Below are 13,287 nucleotides of genomic sequence, written 5' to 3'. Positions count from 1 at the left end.
CCTCGAGCGGGCGGCATACCGCTGCGTGGGGGCGGTCCCGGTGCCGCTGGAACCTGGACGCCGCGAAACGGGGCCAAGTGGCCCCAAATCTCGGCGGCGGCCCGCTAACACGGGCGTAACACGAACGCGCACCGTCCGAAACGTCCACAGGGCAGGCTCGGGGTCATGACCATCGAGCATGCCGACCTGGCGGCCCGCCGTCTCGACCTGGCCGGTGCGCGGGGCTTCGACGCCCCGGGGGCCGGCCCGGCCCGTCGCACCGCCATCGGGACCCTCACGCGCAGCTGGCTCGCCGAGGTGTGGCGCGAGGCGCTGGCCGGTCGCCCCGCCGAGGGTCTGGCCCTCGCGGCCGTCGGCAGCCTCGCCCGCGGCGACGCCGGCCCGCTCAGCGATGTCGACCTCGTGCTGCTCCACTACGGGCGATCGCTCGGCGGCGAGGACCTGCGCACCCTGGCCGACCAGATCTGGTACCCCGTCTGGGATGCCGGTGTCCGGCTCGACCACTCGGTGCGCACCGTGAGCCAGTGCCGCACCGTCGCCGCCGGTGACCTCACGGCCGCGGTGGGCCTGCTCGACCTCGACTGCGTGGCGGGCGACCCCGAGGTCGTCGCCGCAGCCCGGTCCACGGTGGCGCACGACTGGCGCGCCAACGCCCGCAAGCGGCTGCCGCAGCTCGTCGAGGCGCTGCAGGCCCGGCATGCCCGGCACGGGGACCTGGCGCAGAGCCTCGAGCCCGACCTCAAGGACGCCCACGGCGGGCTGCGCGACATGACGGTCCTGCGCGCCCTCGTCGCCGCGTGGCTCACCGACCGGCCCCACGGCGACGTCGACGAGGCGCACCGGACGCTGCTCGACGTCCGCGACGCGGTGCACGTCGTCACGGGCAAGGGCCGCGACCGGCTGACCCGCGAGGACCACGACGGGGTCGCCGCGCTGCTGGGGCACACCGACGCCGACGAGCTGCTCACCGACGTCTCGAACGCGGCCCGGACGATCGCCTACGCCCTCGACGGCACGGTCCGCCGGGCGGGGCAGTCGCAGCGCGCCCGCACCCTGCGGGTCGGCCCACGCCGCCCCCAGCTCAACCCGCTCGGTTTCGGCATGTACGAGCACGACGGCGAGGTGGTGCTCGGACCACGCAACGCGCTGGCCACCGACCCCCTCCTGCCGCTGCGCGCCGCCGTGATCGCCGCCCGCAACGGCCTGCCCATCGCCCCCACGACGCTGGCCAACCTCGCCTCCCAGACGCCGCAGCTCACCGACCCCTGGCCGGTCATCGCCCGCGACCTGTTCGCCGACCTGCTCGCGACCGGTCCCGGCCTGGTCGGCGTGTGGGAGGGACTGGACCAGGCGGGGATCGTCGACCGTTGGTTCCCCGAGTGGGCCGCGGTGCGCTCGCGCCCCCAGCGCAACGCCGTGCACCGCCACACGGTGGACCGTCACCTCGTCGAGACGGTCGTGCTCGCCGGCGGTCTGGTCCGCGGCGTGCACCGCGCCGACCTGCTGTTGCTCGGCGCCCTGCTGCACGACATCGGCAAGGTCCGGGGCGCCCACGACCACTCGGCCGCTGGCGCGCCGCTCGCGGCCGCCATCGCGACGCGGTTGGGGTATGCCGAGCGCGACGTCGCCACGATCGAGCTGCTCGTGCGCGAGCACCTCACCCTGATCGACCTCGCCACGCGTCGCGACCACAAGGACCCGGGCACCGTCACCGCCGCGAGGGCGGCAGCCGGTGGGTCGCGGGAGATCTTCGACCTGCTGCTGGCCCTCACCGAAGCCGATGCGAGCGCCGCGGGACCGCAGGCCTGGACCGACTGGCGGGCCACACTGCTGCGCCAGCTCGCCGAGGCGGCCCAGAGCGGCTGGGAGGAGGGCGCGACCCCGCCACCGGCCGAGGTTGCCACGGTCTCGAACGCCGACCTCGAGTCGGTCGCGGCGGGGGAGCCCCGGGTCGTCATCCGGCCCCAGGGTGGCTCCTACCGCATCGACGTCTTCGACCGGGACCGGCTGGGACTGTTCGCCGACACCGCGGGGCTGCTCGCGGCATACGGGCTCGTCGTGCGTACGGCGATCCTGCGGACGCTCGACGGCGTCGCCGCCAACGAGTGGCACGTCGAGAGCCCGAGCGGGGAGCCGCCGGACGAGCAGCGCATCGTGCGCGGGCTCGAGCGCCTCGCCGTCGGCGACCGGACCCCGCTCGGACTGCTGGAGCGCCGTCGCCAGTTCGCCGGCCGACCCAGCGCCCAGGCGTCGTCGGGTTCGCCGGGGCAGGCGCGGGCTCTCGTCGTGCCCCACGCGTCGCAGGAGGCCACGGTCATCGAGGTGCGCGCCCAGGACCGCCCCGGCCTGCTCCACGAGCTGGGCCTGGCCTTCGCGAAGGCAGGGCTGTCCGTGCGCTCCGCACACATCGCCACGTATGCCGGGCAGACTCTGGACACGTTCTACGTCACCGAGTTCGGGGGCCGCCTGCTGTCGCCGGCCAAGGTGGCCCAGACGGTGGCTGCGGTGATCGACACCTGTGACGGCAACCCGCCGACCTGAGCATCGGCCTGAGCACCGGCCTGAGCACCGGCCTGAGCACCGGCCTGAGCACCGGTCGGTGGCACCCGCCGCGAACGATTAGCCTTGGGGCCGTGTTCACGTCTCTCTCCGATCGCCTGACCGCCACCTTCAAGAACCTCCGGGGGAAGGGGCGGCTCAGCGAGCACGACGTCAACAGCACGGTCCGGGACATCCGGCTCGCGCTGCTCGACGCCGATGTCGCGCTTCCCGTCGTCAAGGCGTTCACCTCGGCCGTGCGTGAGCGGGCCATGGGCGCAGAGGTGTCCGGAGCCCTCAACCCCGCCCAGCAGGTCGTCAAGATCGTCAACGACGAGCTGGTGTCGATCCTCGGCGGCCAGACCCGGAGCATCCAGTTCGCCAAGAACCCCCGACCGTGATCATGCTGGCCGGCCTCCAGGGCTCAGGCAAGACGACGCTGGCCGGCAAGCTGGCCAAGCGGCTCAAGGACGAGGGCCACACGCCGATCCTCGTCGCGGCCGACCTGCAGCGCCCCAACGCCGTGACCCAGCTCGAGGTCGTCGGGGAGCGCGCAGGCGTGCCGGTCTTCGCCCCCGAACGCGGCAACGTCGGCGGCCACGACGCCGTCGGTTCCACCGGGGAAGGCACCCGTTCGTACGGCGACCCGGTCGCGGTCTCGCAGGCCGGCATCGAGCACGCCCGCCGCACGCAGCACGACGTGGTCATCGTCGACACCGCCGGCCGCCTCGCGGTCGACGCCGACCTCATGCAGCAGGCCGCCGACATCCGCGCAGCGATCCAGCCCGACGAGGTCCTGTTCGTCATCGACGCGATGATCGGCCAGGCCGCCGTCGAGACTGCCCTCGCCTTCCAGGAAGGCGTCGACTTCACCGGCGTCGTGCTGACCAAGCTCGATGGCGACGCCCGCGGTGGTGCTGCGCTGTCCGTCGCCTCGATCACCGGGCGCCCGATCATGTTCGCCTCGACCGGCGAGGGCGTGAAGGACTTCGAGGTCTTCCACCCCGACCGCATGGCCTCCCGCATCCTCGACATGGGTGACGTGCTGACCCTCATCGAGCAGGCGGAGAAGGCGTTCGATGCCCGCCAGGCGCAGGAGATGCAGCGCAAGTTCCTCGCCGAGGAGGACTTCACCTTCGACGACTTCCTCAGCCAGATGGCGGCGCTGAAGAAGATGGGCGGCCTGAAGTCCATGCTCGGGATGATGCCGGGCATGGGCCAGATGAAGGCCCAGCTCGACAACCTCGACCCGAAGGAGTTCGACCGCGTCGAGGCCATGGTCCGGTCGATGACGCCGTTCGAGCGCACCCACTCCAAGCAGATCAACGGCTCGCGCCGGGCCCGGATCGCGCGCGGCTCCGGCGTCGAGGTGTCGGAGGTCAACGCGCTGCTCGAGCGGTTCACCGAGGCGCAGAAGATGATGAAGCAGTTCGCCCGCGGGGGCGGCATCCCCGGTATGCCGGGTATGCCCGGCATGGGTGGCGGCAAGAAGGGCCGCCCCCAGCCTCCGCAGCGCAAGAAGTCCAAGTCGGGCAACCCGGCCAAGCGCGCGGCCGAGGAGCGCGCCGCGGCAGAGAAGGCCAGGACGGGCGGCGCCGCAGCCTCGGGCGCGGCGTTCGGCGGGGGAGCCGGGGACGGCGGCATACCGGCCGACCTCGATCCCGCCAACCTGCCCAAGGGCTTCGAGAAGTTCCTGGGCCGGTGACCTCGGCCGCTGCGCTCCACACCCTCTCGGTCGGCACGGCGGGGCCGCGCGTGGCCTTCCTGCACGGGCTGTTCGGGCAGGGGGCGCAACTGGAGCCAGATCGCCAAGGCGCTCGCCGGGCCCGACGGCACCGGGGCTCGCTGCACGCTGGTCGACCTGCCCGACCACGGCCGGTCCCCGTGGAGCCAGGAGTTCTCGTTCGAGGCGTATGCCGCGTCAGTCGCCGACACCTTGCGCACCATCGCGCCCGATGAGCGGTGGGTGGTCGTCGGCCACTCCCTCGGCGGCAAGACCGCGATGCTCCTCGCGCTGCACCACCCGGACCTCGTCCAGGGCCTGGTCGTCGTCGACATCGCCCCCAAGCACTACGGCGACCTCGACCGGTTCACCGGGTACATCGCCGAGATGCAGCGCCTGCCCCTCGGCGAGCTCGGCTCCCGGGCCGACGCCGAGGCGCGGTTCCAGGAGTCGAACCCCGGCGTCAAGGCGTTCCTCCTGCAGAACCTGCGCCGCGACGGCGACGCCTGGCGGTGGCAGGCCAACCTCGGGATGGTCGCGGCGGACGCCGCGCGGGGGAGCGACTCCGCGATCGCCGACTGGCCGGTCGCGCCCGGCGAGGTGGATCCCTACGACGGGCCGGTGCTGTGGATCGCCGGCAGCGAGTCGCCCTACATCCAGCCCGGGGACGTCGAACCGATGCGGACGCTCTTCCCCCGCGTGCGGCAGCTGACCGTCAAGGGCGCCTCGCACTGGGTCCACACCGATGCCCCGGACGTGGTCGTCGAAGCCCTGCGCCGCTTCGTGGCGCGGACCGCCGAGGTCCCTCGCTAGGGTCGGCCCCATGACGGCACCGGTGCTGCACCTGCAGGGCGAGATCCTCGTCGGACCCGATGACGTGCGCGGTGAGGCGTGGGTGGTGGGCGGCCGGCTGACCTTCGAGCGGCCAACGTCCCCTGGTGCCGATGTCGAGACCCTGCACGGCTATGTCCTGCCCGGTCTGGTCGACGCCCACTGCCACGTGGGTCTCGATGCGCACGGTGCGGTCGACGACGCGACCGCGCAGGCCCAGGCGCTCGCCGATCGCGATGCCGGCACCCTGCTGATCCGTGATGCCGGTTCGCCCTCCGACACGCGCTGGATCGACGAGCGCGACGACCTGCCGAAGATCATCCGCGCGGGCCGCCACATCGCCCGGACCCGTCGCTACATCCGCAACTACGCCCACGAAGTGGAGCCCGACCAGCTCGTCGAACGCGTACGCCTCGAGGCGAAGGCCGGCGACGGCTGGGTCAAGCTCGTCGGCGACTGGATCGACCGCGACGCCGCCGACCTCACTCCCTGCTGGCCGGTCGACGTGCTCACCGACGCGATCGCCGCGGCCCACGACGAGGGCGCCCGGGTGACGGCGCACTGCTTCGGCGAGGCGTCGCTCTACGACTTCGCGGCCGCAGGCACCGACTGCATCGAGCACGCCACCGGGCTCGAGGACGAGACGATCGCCCAGTTCGCGGCCCAGGGCATCGCCATCGTGCCCACCCTGGTCAACATCGCGACGTTTCCCGAGCTCGCCGAGCCCGCTCGCGAGAAGTACCCCGACTACCACCGACGGATGCTGCGGCTCCATGAGCGGCGCTACGCCACCATTGCGGCCGCCCACGACGCCGGGATCCCGATCTACGTCGGCACCGATGCCGGCGGCTCGCTGCGCCACGGGTTGGTGGCCCAGGAGGTCCTGGAGCTCACCCGCGCCGGGCTGACCCCCGACGAGGCGCTGACGGCCGTGACCTGGGGCGCCCGCGCCTGGCTGGGTCGCCCGGGGCTGGAGGAGGGCGCGCCCGCCGACCTGGTGGTGTACTCCGCCGATCCCCGGCGCGAGATCCGCGCCCTCGCCGCGCCCGAGCACATCGTGCTGCGCGGACGCGACCTCTCCTAGCGGCTGTGCTGCATGCGGCATGCCGCGGGCCTTCCACGATGCGAGACATAAGCCCACGTTATTTGACCAATAACGTGATGCTATCCAAACTCCTAGTTACCCCATAGGAGATTTGCTCGAAGGAGAAGCTCATGCGTCATCACCCCCGCCTCGCCCTGGCCGCCGCCGCGACCGTCGGTGCGATGGTGATGACGGCCTGTGCCGGCGGTGGCGCGAGCGACGTCGTGGCGACCGGCGCCCAGGCCCAGAACGCCGCCGCCACGAGCAGCACCCTCAACCTGTTCGCCTACTCCACGCCGAAGCCGGGGTTCGACAAGGTCATCCCGGCTTTCACGCAGACGGCGGCCGGCAAGGGCGTGCAGTTCCAGCAGTCCTACGGCGCCTCCGGTGACCAGTCGCGCAAGGTCGCCGCGGGTGCCTCCGCCGACGTCGTCACGTTCTCCGTCGAGCCGGACGTCACCCGGCTCGTCAAGGCCGGTCTGGTCGACAAGAGCTGGAATGCCGGGCCCTACAAGGGAATCGCGTTCGGCTCCGTCGTGACGATCGTGGTCCGCAAGGGCAATCCCAAGGGCATCCACGACTGGGACGACCTGCTCAAGCCGGGGATCCAGGTCGTCACGCCCAACCCGTTCAGCTCGGGCAGCGCCAAGTGGAACCTCCTGGCGCCGTATGCCGCGAAGAGCGACGGGGGCAAGGACCCCAAGGCCGGGCTCGCGTTCATCGACAAGCTGATCACCCAGCACGTCAAGGTCCAGCCCAAGTCGGGTCGCGAGGCCACCGAGACCTTCCTGCAGGGCACCGGCGACGTGTTGCTGAGCTACGAGAACGAGGCGCTGTTCGCCGAGCGCGCGGGTGACCCGGTCGAGCACGTCACGCCTCCGACGACCTTCAAGATCGAGAACCCCACCGCCGTGCTCAAGGGCAGCCCCAACCTGGCGAAGGCCAAGGCCTTCGAGGCCTACCTCTACACCCCGCAGGCCCAGCGGCTGTGGGCGCAGGCCGGGTTCCGGCCGGTCGACCCGACCGTGGCGAAGGAGTTCGCCGCCACCCTTCCCGCGCCGACCAAGCTGTGGACCATCGCCGACCTCGGCGGCTGGAAGACCGTCGACAGCACGCTGTTCGCCAAGGGCACCGGCGCCATCGCGGTCATCTACGACAAGGCGACCTCCTAACCGATGACCGCCGCCGCCACCGTGCGCAGGGACGACACCACCCAGGTGCCGTCCCTGCCGCCACGCCCCGACCGGTCGCGCCGAGTGCCGGCGCGCCCGTTGGGCATCGGTCTCGTGGGCCTGTGGCTCAGCGTCATCGTGCTGCTGCCCTTGGCCGCCCTGACGGTCACCTCGTTCGGCGAGGGCTGGTCCGGGTTCTGGGCTGCCGTCACGGCGCCGGCGGCCATGGAGTCGCTGTGGGTCACGGTCCTCGTGGCCGTCGTCGTCGCCCTGGTCAACGCCGTCATGGGCACGCTCGTCGCGTGGGTCCTGGTGCGTGACGAGTTCCGTGGCAAGCGACTCGTGAATGCCCTCATCGACCTGCCGTTCGCCCTGCCGACCATCGTCGCCAGCATCGTGCTGCTCTCGCTCTACGGCCCGGACAGCCCGGTCCACGTCCACCTCAACGCGACCCGGCCGGGCCTGGTCGTGGCCCTGGCCTTCGTCACGCTGCCGTTCGTGGTGCGCTCGGTGCAACCGGTGCTCATCGAGGCCGACCGCGAGGTCGAGGAGGCCGCGGCGTCGCTGGGGGCGTCGAACTGGACGACCTTCCGCCGGGTCGTGCTCCCCACCCTGGCTCCCGCCGTCATCAGCGGCACGGGGCTGGCGTTCGCGAGGGCCATCGGCGAGTACGGCTCGGTGGTGCTCATCGGCGGCAACATCCCGCGGCATACCCAGGTGGCCTCCCAGTACATCCAGGAGCAGATCGAGATCGACCGGCCGGTCAACGCCGCGGCGGTGTCCGTGGCCCTGCTCGCCATCGCCTTCGTCACCCTGCTCGTGCTGCGGGTGCTCGCGGGCCGCAGCCAACGCCGCGAGGAGGAGTCCGCGTGAAGACCTCCACCACCGCACGGATCGGGCTGCGCACGATCGCCCTCGGCTACCTGCTCGTGCTGCTCGCGGTCCCGATCGTGCTCATCCTGTGGCGCACCTTCAGCCCGGGCGTCGGCGCCTTCCTCGCCTCGGTGCGCACCCCGGCGGCGATCTCGGCCCTGAACCTCTCGCTGCTCATCGTCGCCATCGTCGTGCCGCTCAACGTCGTCTTCGGGATCGGCACCGCGCTCGCCCTGGTCCGTGGGCGGTTCCGCGGCCGAGGCCTGGTCCAGGCGGTGGTGGACCTGCCGTTCGCCGTCTCGCCCATCGTCGTCGGCGTCTCGCTCATCCTCCTGTGGGGGGCTGGCGGCTGGTTCGGGGGCATCGAGCACCTCGGCCTCAAGGTCATCTTCGGCCTGCCGGGCATGGTCATCGCGACGTTGTTCGTCACGCTGCCCTTCGTCGTCCGCGAGGTCGAGCCGGTGCTCCACGAGATCGGCATCGAGCAGGAGCAGGCGGCCGCCACCCTCGGCGCCAGCTCGTGGCAGACGTTCTGGCGCATCACCCTGCCAGCCATCCGGTGGGGCCTGACCTATGGCGTGGTCCTCACGATCGCCCGTGCGCTGGGCGAGTTCGGTGCCGTGATCATGGTCAGCTCCGGATTCCCGGGCGTGTCCCAGACCCTCACGCTGCTGGTCCACTCCCGCTACATCGACGACCACAACACCTACGGGGCGTATGCCGCGGCCACCCTGCTCATGGGGCTCGCCGTGCTCACCCTGCTGTTCATGACCCTGCTGGACCGCAAGAGGAGCACGACATGATCACCGTGACCGGAGCCCGCAAGAACTACGGCAGCTTCACCGCGCTCGACGACGTGACCCTCGACATCCCCGCTGGCACGCTCACCGCGCTCCTCGGGCCGAGCGGGTCCGGCAAGTCCACCCTGCTGCGCTCGATCGCCGGGCTGGAGCACCTCGATGGCGGCAGCATCGTCATCGGCGGCCGCGACGTCACCGGTGTGGCACCACAGAAGCGCGGCATCGGGTTCGTGTTCCAGCACTACGCCGCGTTCAAGCACATGACGGTGCGCGACAACGTCGCCTTCGGGCTCACCATCCGCAAGCGCCCCAAGGCCGAGGTGGCGCGCAAGGTCGACGACCTGCTCGAGATCGTCGGGCTCGACGGGTTCCAGCACCGGTACCCCGCCCAGCTCTCCGGCGGTCAGCGGCAGCGGATGGCCCTGGCTCGCGCGCTGGCGGTCGACCCCGAGGTCCTGTTGCTCGACGAGCCGTTCGGCGCCCTCGACGCCAAGGTTCGCGCCGACCTGCGGCAGTGGCTCCGCAGGCTCCACGACGAGGTCCACGTGACGACCGTGCTGGTGACCCACGACCAGGAGGAGGCGCTCGACGTCGCCGACCGAATCGCCGTGCTCAACCACGGTCGCATCGAGCAGGTGGGGGACCCGGTCGCGCTCTACGACCGGCCGGCCAACGACTTCGTCATGTCGTTCCTCGGGTCGGTGGCGCGCCTGGGTGGCCAGCTCGTGCGCCCGCACGACATCGTGCTCGACCGCAGCCGCGAGCGGGCGCACTCGCTCGACGCGCGGGCCGGCAGGCGCGGCGGCACGCCCGGGGTCGTGACGGCCGTCGTGGAGCGCGTGGTGCGGCTCGGCTTCGAGGTGCGGGTCGACCTGCGGGCTGACTCCGGGGAGCGGTTCGCCGCACAGATCACCCGTGCGCAGGCCGACGCCCTCGACCTCGTCGACGGCGAGACGGTGTATGCCAGGGCCGCGACGCGACCGGACGCCAGCGAGCTCGAGCCTGCCCTGGCGATCTGAGGCGGCGCAACGACGTGCAGTAGCCCCTGCCTCGCCGGGAGCCCAGTCCGCGCTGGCGTGGGATGCCCCGCCACGCACGTCGTTACGCCGGTGCGATGGTCCTGCGGCCGATAGGAGACAATGCCGCCGTGGACATCTCGGCGCGCACGGAGTATGCCGTCCGAGCCATGCTCATCCTCGCCGAGGCCGCGACGGCTGCGGCCGGCCCGGTCAGCGTCGAGACCCTGGCCTTTCGACAGACGCTGCCCCGCAAGTTCCTCGAGGCCATCGTCGCCGACCTGCGCACCGCCGGGCTCGTCAAGAGCACCCGCGGCGCGCGAGGCGGTTACGCCCTGACCCGGGAGCCGCGGGACATCTCGCTGGGTGACGTCTTCCGGGCCGTCGACGGGCCGCTCGCCGAGGTGCGGGGCCTGCGGCCGCACGAGACGGCATACGAAGGGGTGGCGACCCACCTGCCCACCGTCTGGGTGGCCGTTCGCGCGAGCCTGCGGTCCGTGCTCGACGAGACGAGCCTCGCCGACGTGCTGTCGGGCAACCTCAACGACCGGGTGGCCACCCTCGCCGCCGACCCGGACGCCTGGCGCAGTCGATGACGGAGGCCAACCCGACCGACCAGGCCGTGGGCGAGCTCGGCCCGGGCATCGACCCCGACGACCTCGCGACTGCGTTGCGGGTGCTCGAGCAGCTCGCCGAGATCGATGGCGACCACCCCGACATCCAGACCGTCAAGCGGGCCACGGGCCGGATGTACAAGCGGGTGCGCAAGGCTCGTCGTCGCGAGGCCAAGCAGCCCGAGATCGACCACGACGAGGCGATCATCGCCAAGACCGCCACGGGCTCCCCGATGCGGATCGACGACGAGACCAAGGGCATCCCGCTCGTCTCGACCGTCCGTGGCGCCCACGCCGGGGAGCTGATCAACCCGCGCAACTGCTACATCTGCAAGGCCGAGTACACGCTCGTCGACGCGTTCTACCACTGGCTGTGCCCCGACTGCGCCGCGCTGAGCCACACCAAGCGTGAGCAGCGCACCGACCTGACCGGCAAGCGCGCGCTCCTCACGGGTGGTCGCGCGAAGATCGGCATGTACATCGCGCTGTTGCTCCTGCGCGACGGTGCACACCTCACGATCACCACGCGCTTCCCGCACGACGCAGCGAGACGCTTTGCGGCACAAGAGGATTCGTCAGACTGGATCCACCGCCTCAAGGTCGTCGGCATCGACCTGCGCGACCCCACCCAGGTCGTCGCGCTGGCCGACGAGGTCGCCGCCGCAGGTTCGCTGGACATCCTCGTCAACAACGCGGCCCAGACCGTGCGCCGCTCGCCCGGCGCCTACTCCCATCTCGTGGAGGGTGAGTCGGTGCCCCTGGAGGGCGACGTCGCCTACCCGGAGCTGGTCACGTTCGACCGGATCAGCGAGGCTCACCCGGCCAACCTTCTCGGCACCTTGCAGGACCAGAAGGTCGCCCACCACGAGGGGGAGTCGGAGCAGGAGGCAGCCCGTGCCCTCGCCCAGCGGTCGGCCGCGTCGATGACGTCGATGGCCCTGTCGGCGGGCCACGCGAGCCTCGAGGCACACCTCGCTGGCACCGCGGTCGACGCCGGGGGACTGCTGCCCGACACCCAGCGTAACAACTCCTGGACCCAGAAGGTCGAGGAGGTCGACCCGCTCGAGCTCCTCGAGGTCCAGCTGTGCAACTCGACCGCTCCGTTCATCCTCATCTCGCGCCTTCGACCGGCGATGCGGGCCGCCGTGGCCGCGGGGGCGCGGCGCGCGTACGTCGTCAACGTGTCAGCGATGGAGGGGCAGTTCTCCCGCCGCTACAAGGGTCCCGGCCATCCGCATACCAACATGGCCAAGGCGGCCCTCAACATGCTCACCCGAACCAGCGCCGGCGAGATGTTCGAGACCGACCAGATCCTCATGACCGCGGTCGACACCGGCTGGATCACCGACGAGCGCCCCCACCACGAGAAGCTGCGCATCGCCGCCGAGGGCTGGCACGCGCCGCTCGACCTGGTCGACGGCGCCGCGCGCGTCTACGACCCGATCGTGCGCGGCGAGGCGGGCGAGGACCTCTACGGCTGCTTCGTGAAGGACTTCGAGCCCAGCCCCTGGTGAGCAGGGGCTCGGCGACGGGCGCCGTATGCCGCGTGCCCACCCCGCGTCCCCACGCCGCGTGTCGGGCGCACCCCCGCAGGTCTGGCACAATGGTCGGCTGTACCCGTTCGGCCAGACCCTCTCTGCTGGCTGGATGCCTACCCCGAGCCACGGTTCCCCGCGTGTCCCCACCCGGTCTCGCCGTGCTCACCACACAGAAACAGGAGACACCACAACCGTGGCCGTCAAGATTCGTCTGAAGCGCATGGGCAAGATCCGTGCACCGTTCTACCGCGTCGTCGTCATGGACTCGCGCACCAAGCGCGATGGCCGGGCCATCGAGGAGATCGGCAAGTACCACCCCACCGAGGAGCCCTCGGTCATCGACATCAGCTCCGAGCGTGCGCAGTACTGGCTGGGTCAGGGCGCGCAGCCGACCGAGGCCGTCGCGGCCCTGCTCAAGGTGACCGGCGACTGGCAGAAGTTCAAGGGCGAGCCCGGCACCGAGGGCACGCTGCGGGTCAAGGCTCCGAAGACCTCGAAGAAGGAGCTCTACGAGGCAGCCCTCGCCGCGGCCGGCAAGTCCGAGGCGAGCACCGACGGGGCCACCACCCCGAAGAAGCGCGCCGCGAAGAAGGCCGACGAGGCTCCCGCCGCAGAGGCCCCCGCCGCTGAGGCCCCCGCCGCTGAGGCCCCCGTCGAGGCTCCCGCTGCAGAGGCCCCGGCCGCTGAGGCTCCCGTCGAGGCTCCCGCTGCCGAGGCCGCGCCTGTCGAGGCTCCGGCCGAGACCGTCGCCACCGAGGAGGCCCCCGCGGCCGCCGAGGCTGCCGACGCCGACAAGGCCTGACCGTGTTGGAAGAGGCGCTCGAGCACCTCGTCAAGGGCATCGTCGACCACAAGGACGACGTCGCCGTGCGACGCAAGGAGCTCCGCCGCGGTGAAGTGCTGGAGGTCCGGGTCCACCCCGAGGACCTCGGGCGCGTCATCGGCCGATCCGGCCGCACTGCGAGCGCCCTGCGCACCGTGATGGGCGCGCTGGCCGGCGGCCAGAACGTCCGCGTCGACATCGTCGACACCGACCGGGTGCGCTGACGCAGCTCATCGAGGAGGGCCGCTGGGAGTGATCCCGGCGGCCCTCGTCGC

The 13,287-nt window shown here is 71.8% G+C and carries 11 protein-coding genes and 1 pseudogene; all 12 read left to right on the top strand.

Annotated features, from left to right (window positions below; all coding sequences use genetic code 11):
- The first annotated feature begins 165 nt into the window (after positions 1-165).
- The 12 genes and pseudogenes from GKE56_RS08045 (at position 166) to GKE56_RS07990 (ending at position 13,236) form a co-directional block, all read left to right on the top strand.
- Positions 166-2,541, top strand: a complete 2,376-nt coding sequence (locus GKE56_RS08045) for a [protein-PII] uridylyltransferase (RefSeq protein ID WP_154684101.1) — start codon at positions 166-168, stop codon at positions 2,539-2,541.
- Between the two features lie 92 nt (positions 2,542-2,633).
- A pseudogene (ffh, locus tag GKE56_RS08040) lies at positions 2,634-4,243 on the top strand (signal recognition particle protein).
- Between the two features lie 9 nt (positions 4,244-4,252).
- The gene (locus tag GKE56_RS08035; protein ID WP_370518492.1) at positions 4,253-5,074 is read left to right on the top strand and encodes an alpha/beta fold hydrolase; all 822 of its coding nucleotides are present in this window, start codon (positions 4,253-4,255) and stop codon (positions 5,072-5,074) included.
- Positions 5,075-5,084: 10 nt separating this feature from the next.
- Positions 5,085-6,176, top strand: a complete 1,092-nt coding sequence (locus GKE56_RS08030) for an amidohydrolase family protein (protein ID WP_154684100.1) — start codon at positions 5,085-5,087, stop codon at positions 6,174-6,176.
- Between the two features lie 131 nt (positions 6,177-6,307).
- A complete protein-coding gene (locus tag GKE56_RS08025) occupies positions 6,308-7,348 on the top strand; it encodes a sulfate ABC transporter substrate-binding protein (protein ID WP_154684099.1) in 1,041 nt (346 codons plus the stop codon).
- A 3-nt stretch (positions 7,349-7,351) separates the two neighbouring features.
- Positions 7,352-8,221: a sulfate ABC transporter permease subunit CysT gene (gene cysT / locus GKE56_RS08020; protein WP_154684098.1), complete on the top strand. Its 870-nt coding sequence runs from the start codon at positions 7,352-7,354 to the stop codon at positions 8,219-8,221.
- Positions 8,218-9,024, top strand: coding sequence for a sulfate ABC transporter permease subunit CysW (gene cysW / locus GKE56_RS08015; protein WP_154684097.1), 807 nt, complete (start codon positions 8,218-8,220; stop codon positions 9,022-9,024). Before cysT ends, cysW begins: the two co-directional genes overlap by 4 nt.
- A complete protein-coding gene (locus GKE56_RS08010; protein ID WP_154684096.1) occupies positions 9,021-10,040 on the top strand; it encodes a sulfate/molybdate ABC transporter ATP-binding protein in 1,020 nt (339 codons plus the stop codon). Before cysW ends, GKE56_RS08010 begins: the two co-directional genes overlap by 4 nt.
- A 128-nt stretch (positions 10,041-10,168) precedes the next feature.
- On the top strand, positions 10,169-10,633 hold the full coding sequence (locus GKE56_RS08005) for an Rrf2 family transcriptional regulator (protein WP_154684095.1): 465 nt from the start codon (positions 10,169-10,171) through the stop codon (positions 10,631-10,633).
- Positions 10,630-12,165 carry an SDR family NAD(P)-dependent oxidoreductase gene (locus tag GKE56_RS08000; RefSeq protein WP_154684094.1) on the top strand — a complete coding sequence of 512 codons (1,536 nt, stop codon included), beginning with the start codon at positions 10,630-10,632 and terminating at the stop codon, positions 12,163-12,165. The genes GKE56_RS08005 and GKE56_RS08000 overlap by 4 nt, the downstream gene beginning before the upstream one ends.
- Positions 12,166-12,382: 217 nt before the next feature.
- Positions 12,383-12,991, top strand: a complete 609-nt coding sequence (gene rpsP / locus GKE56_RS07995) for a 30S ribosomal protein S16 (RefSeq protein ID WP_154684093.1) — start codon at positions 12,383-12,385, stop codon at positions 12,989-12,991.
- Between the two features lie 2 nt (positions 12,992-12,993).
- Positions 12,994-13,236 (top strand): RNA-binding protein, encoded by a 243-nt coding sequence (locus tag GKE56_RS07990; RefSeq protein WP_154684092.1) that lies wholly within the window; start codon positions 12,994-12,996, stop codon positions 13,234-13,236.
- The last annotated feature ends 51 nt before the right edge of the window (positions 13,237-13,287 follow it).

Origin of the sequence: Nostocoides sp. HKS02, from assembly GCF_009707485.1 — a bacterium.
GTDB lineage: Bacteria > Actinomycetota > Actinomycetes > Actinomycetales > Dermatophilaceae > Pedococcus.
This window is presented reverse-complemented; position numbering and strand designations above follow the sequence as displayed.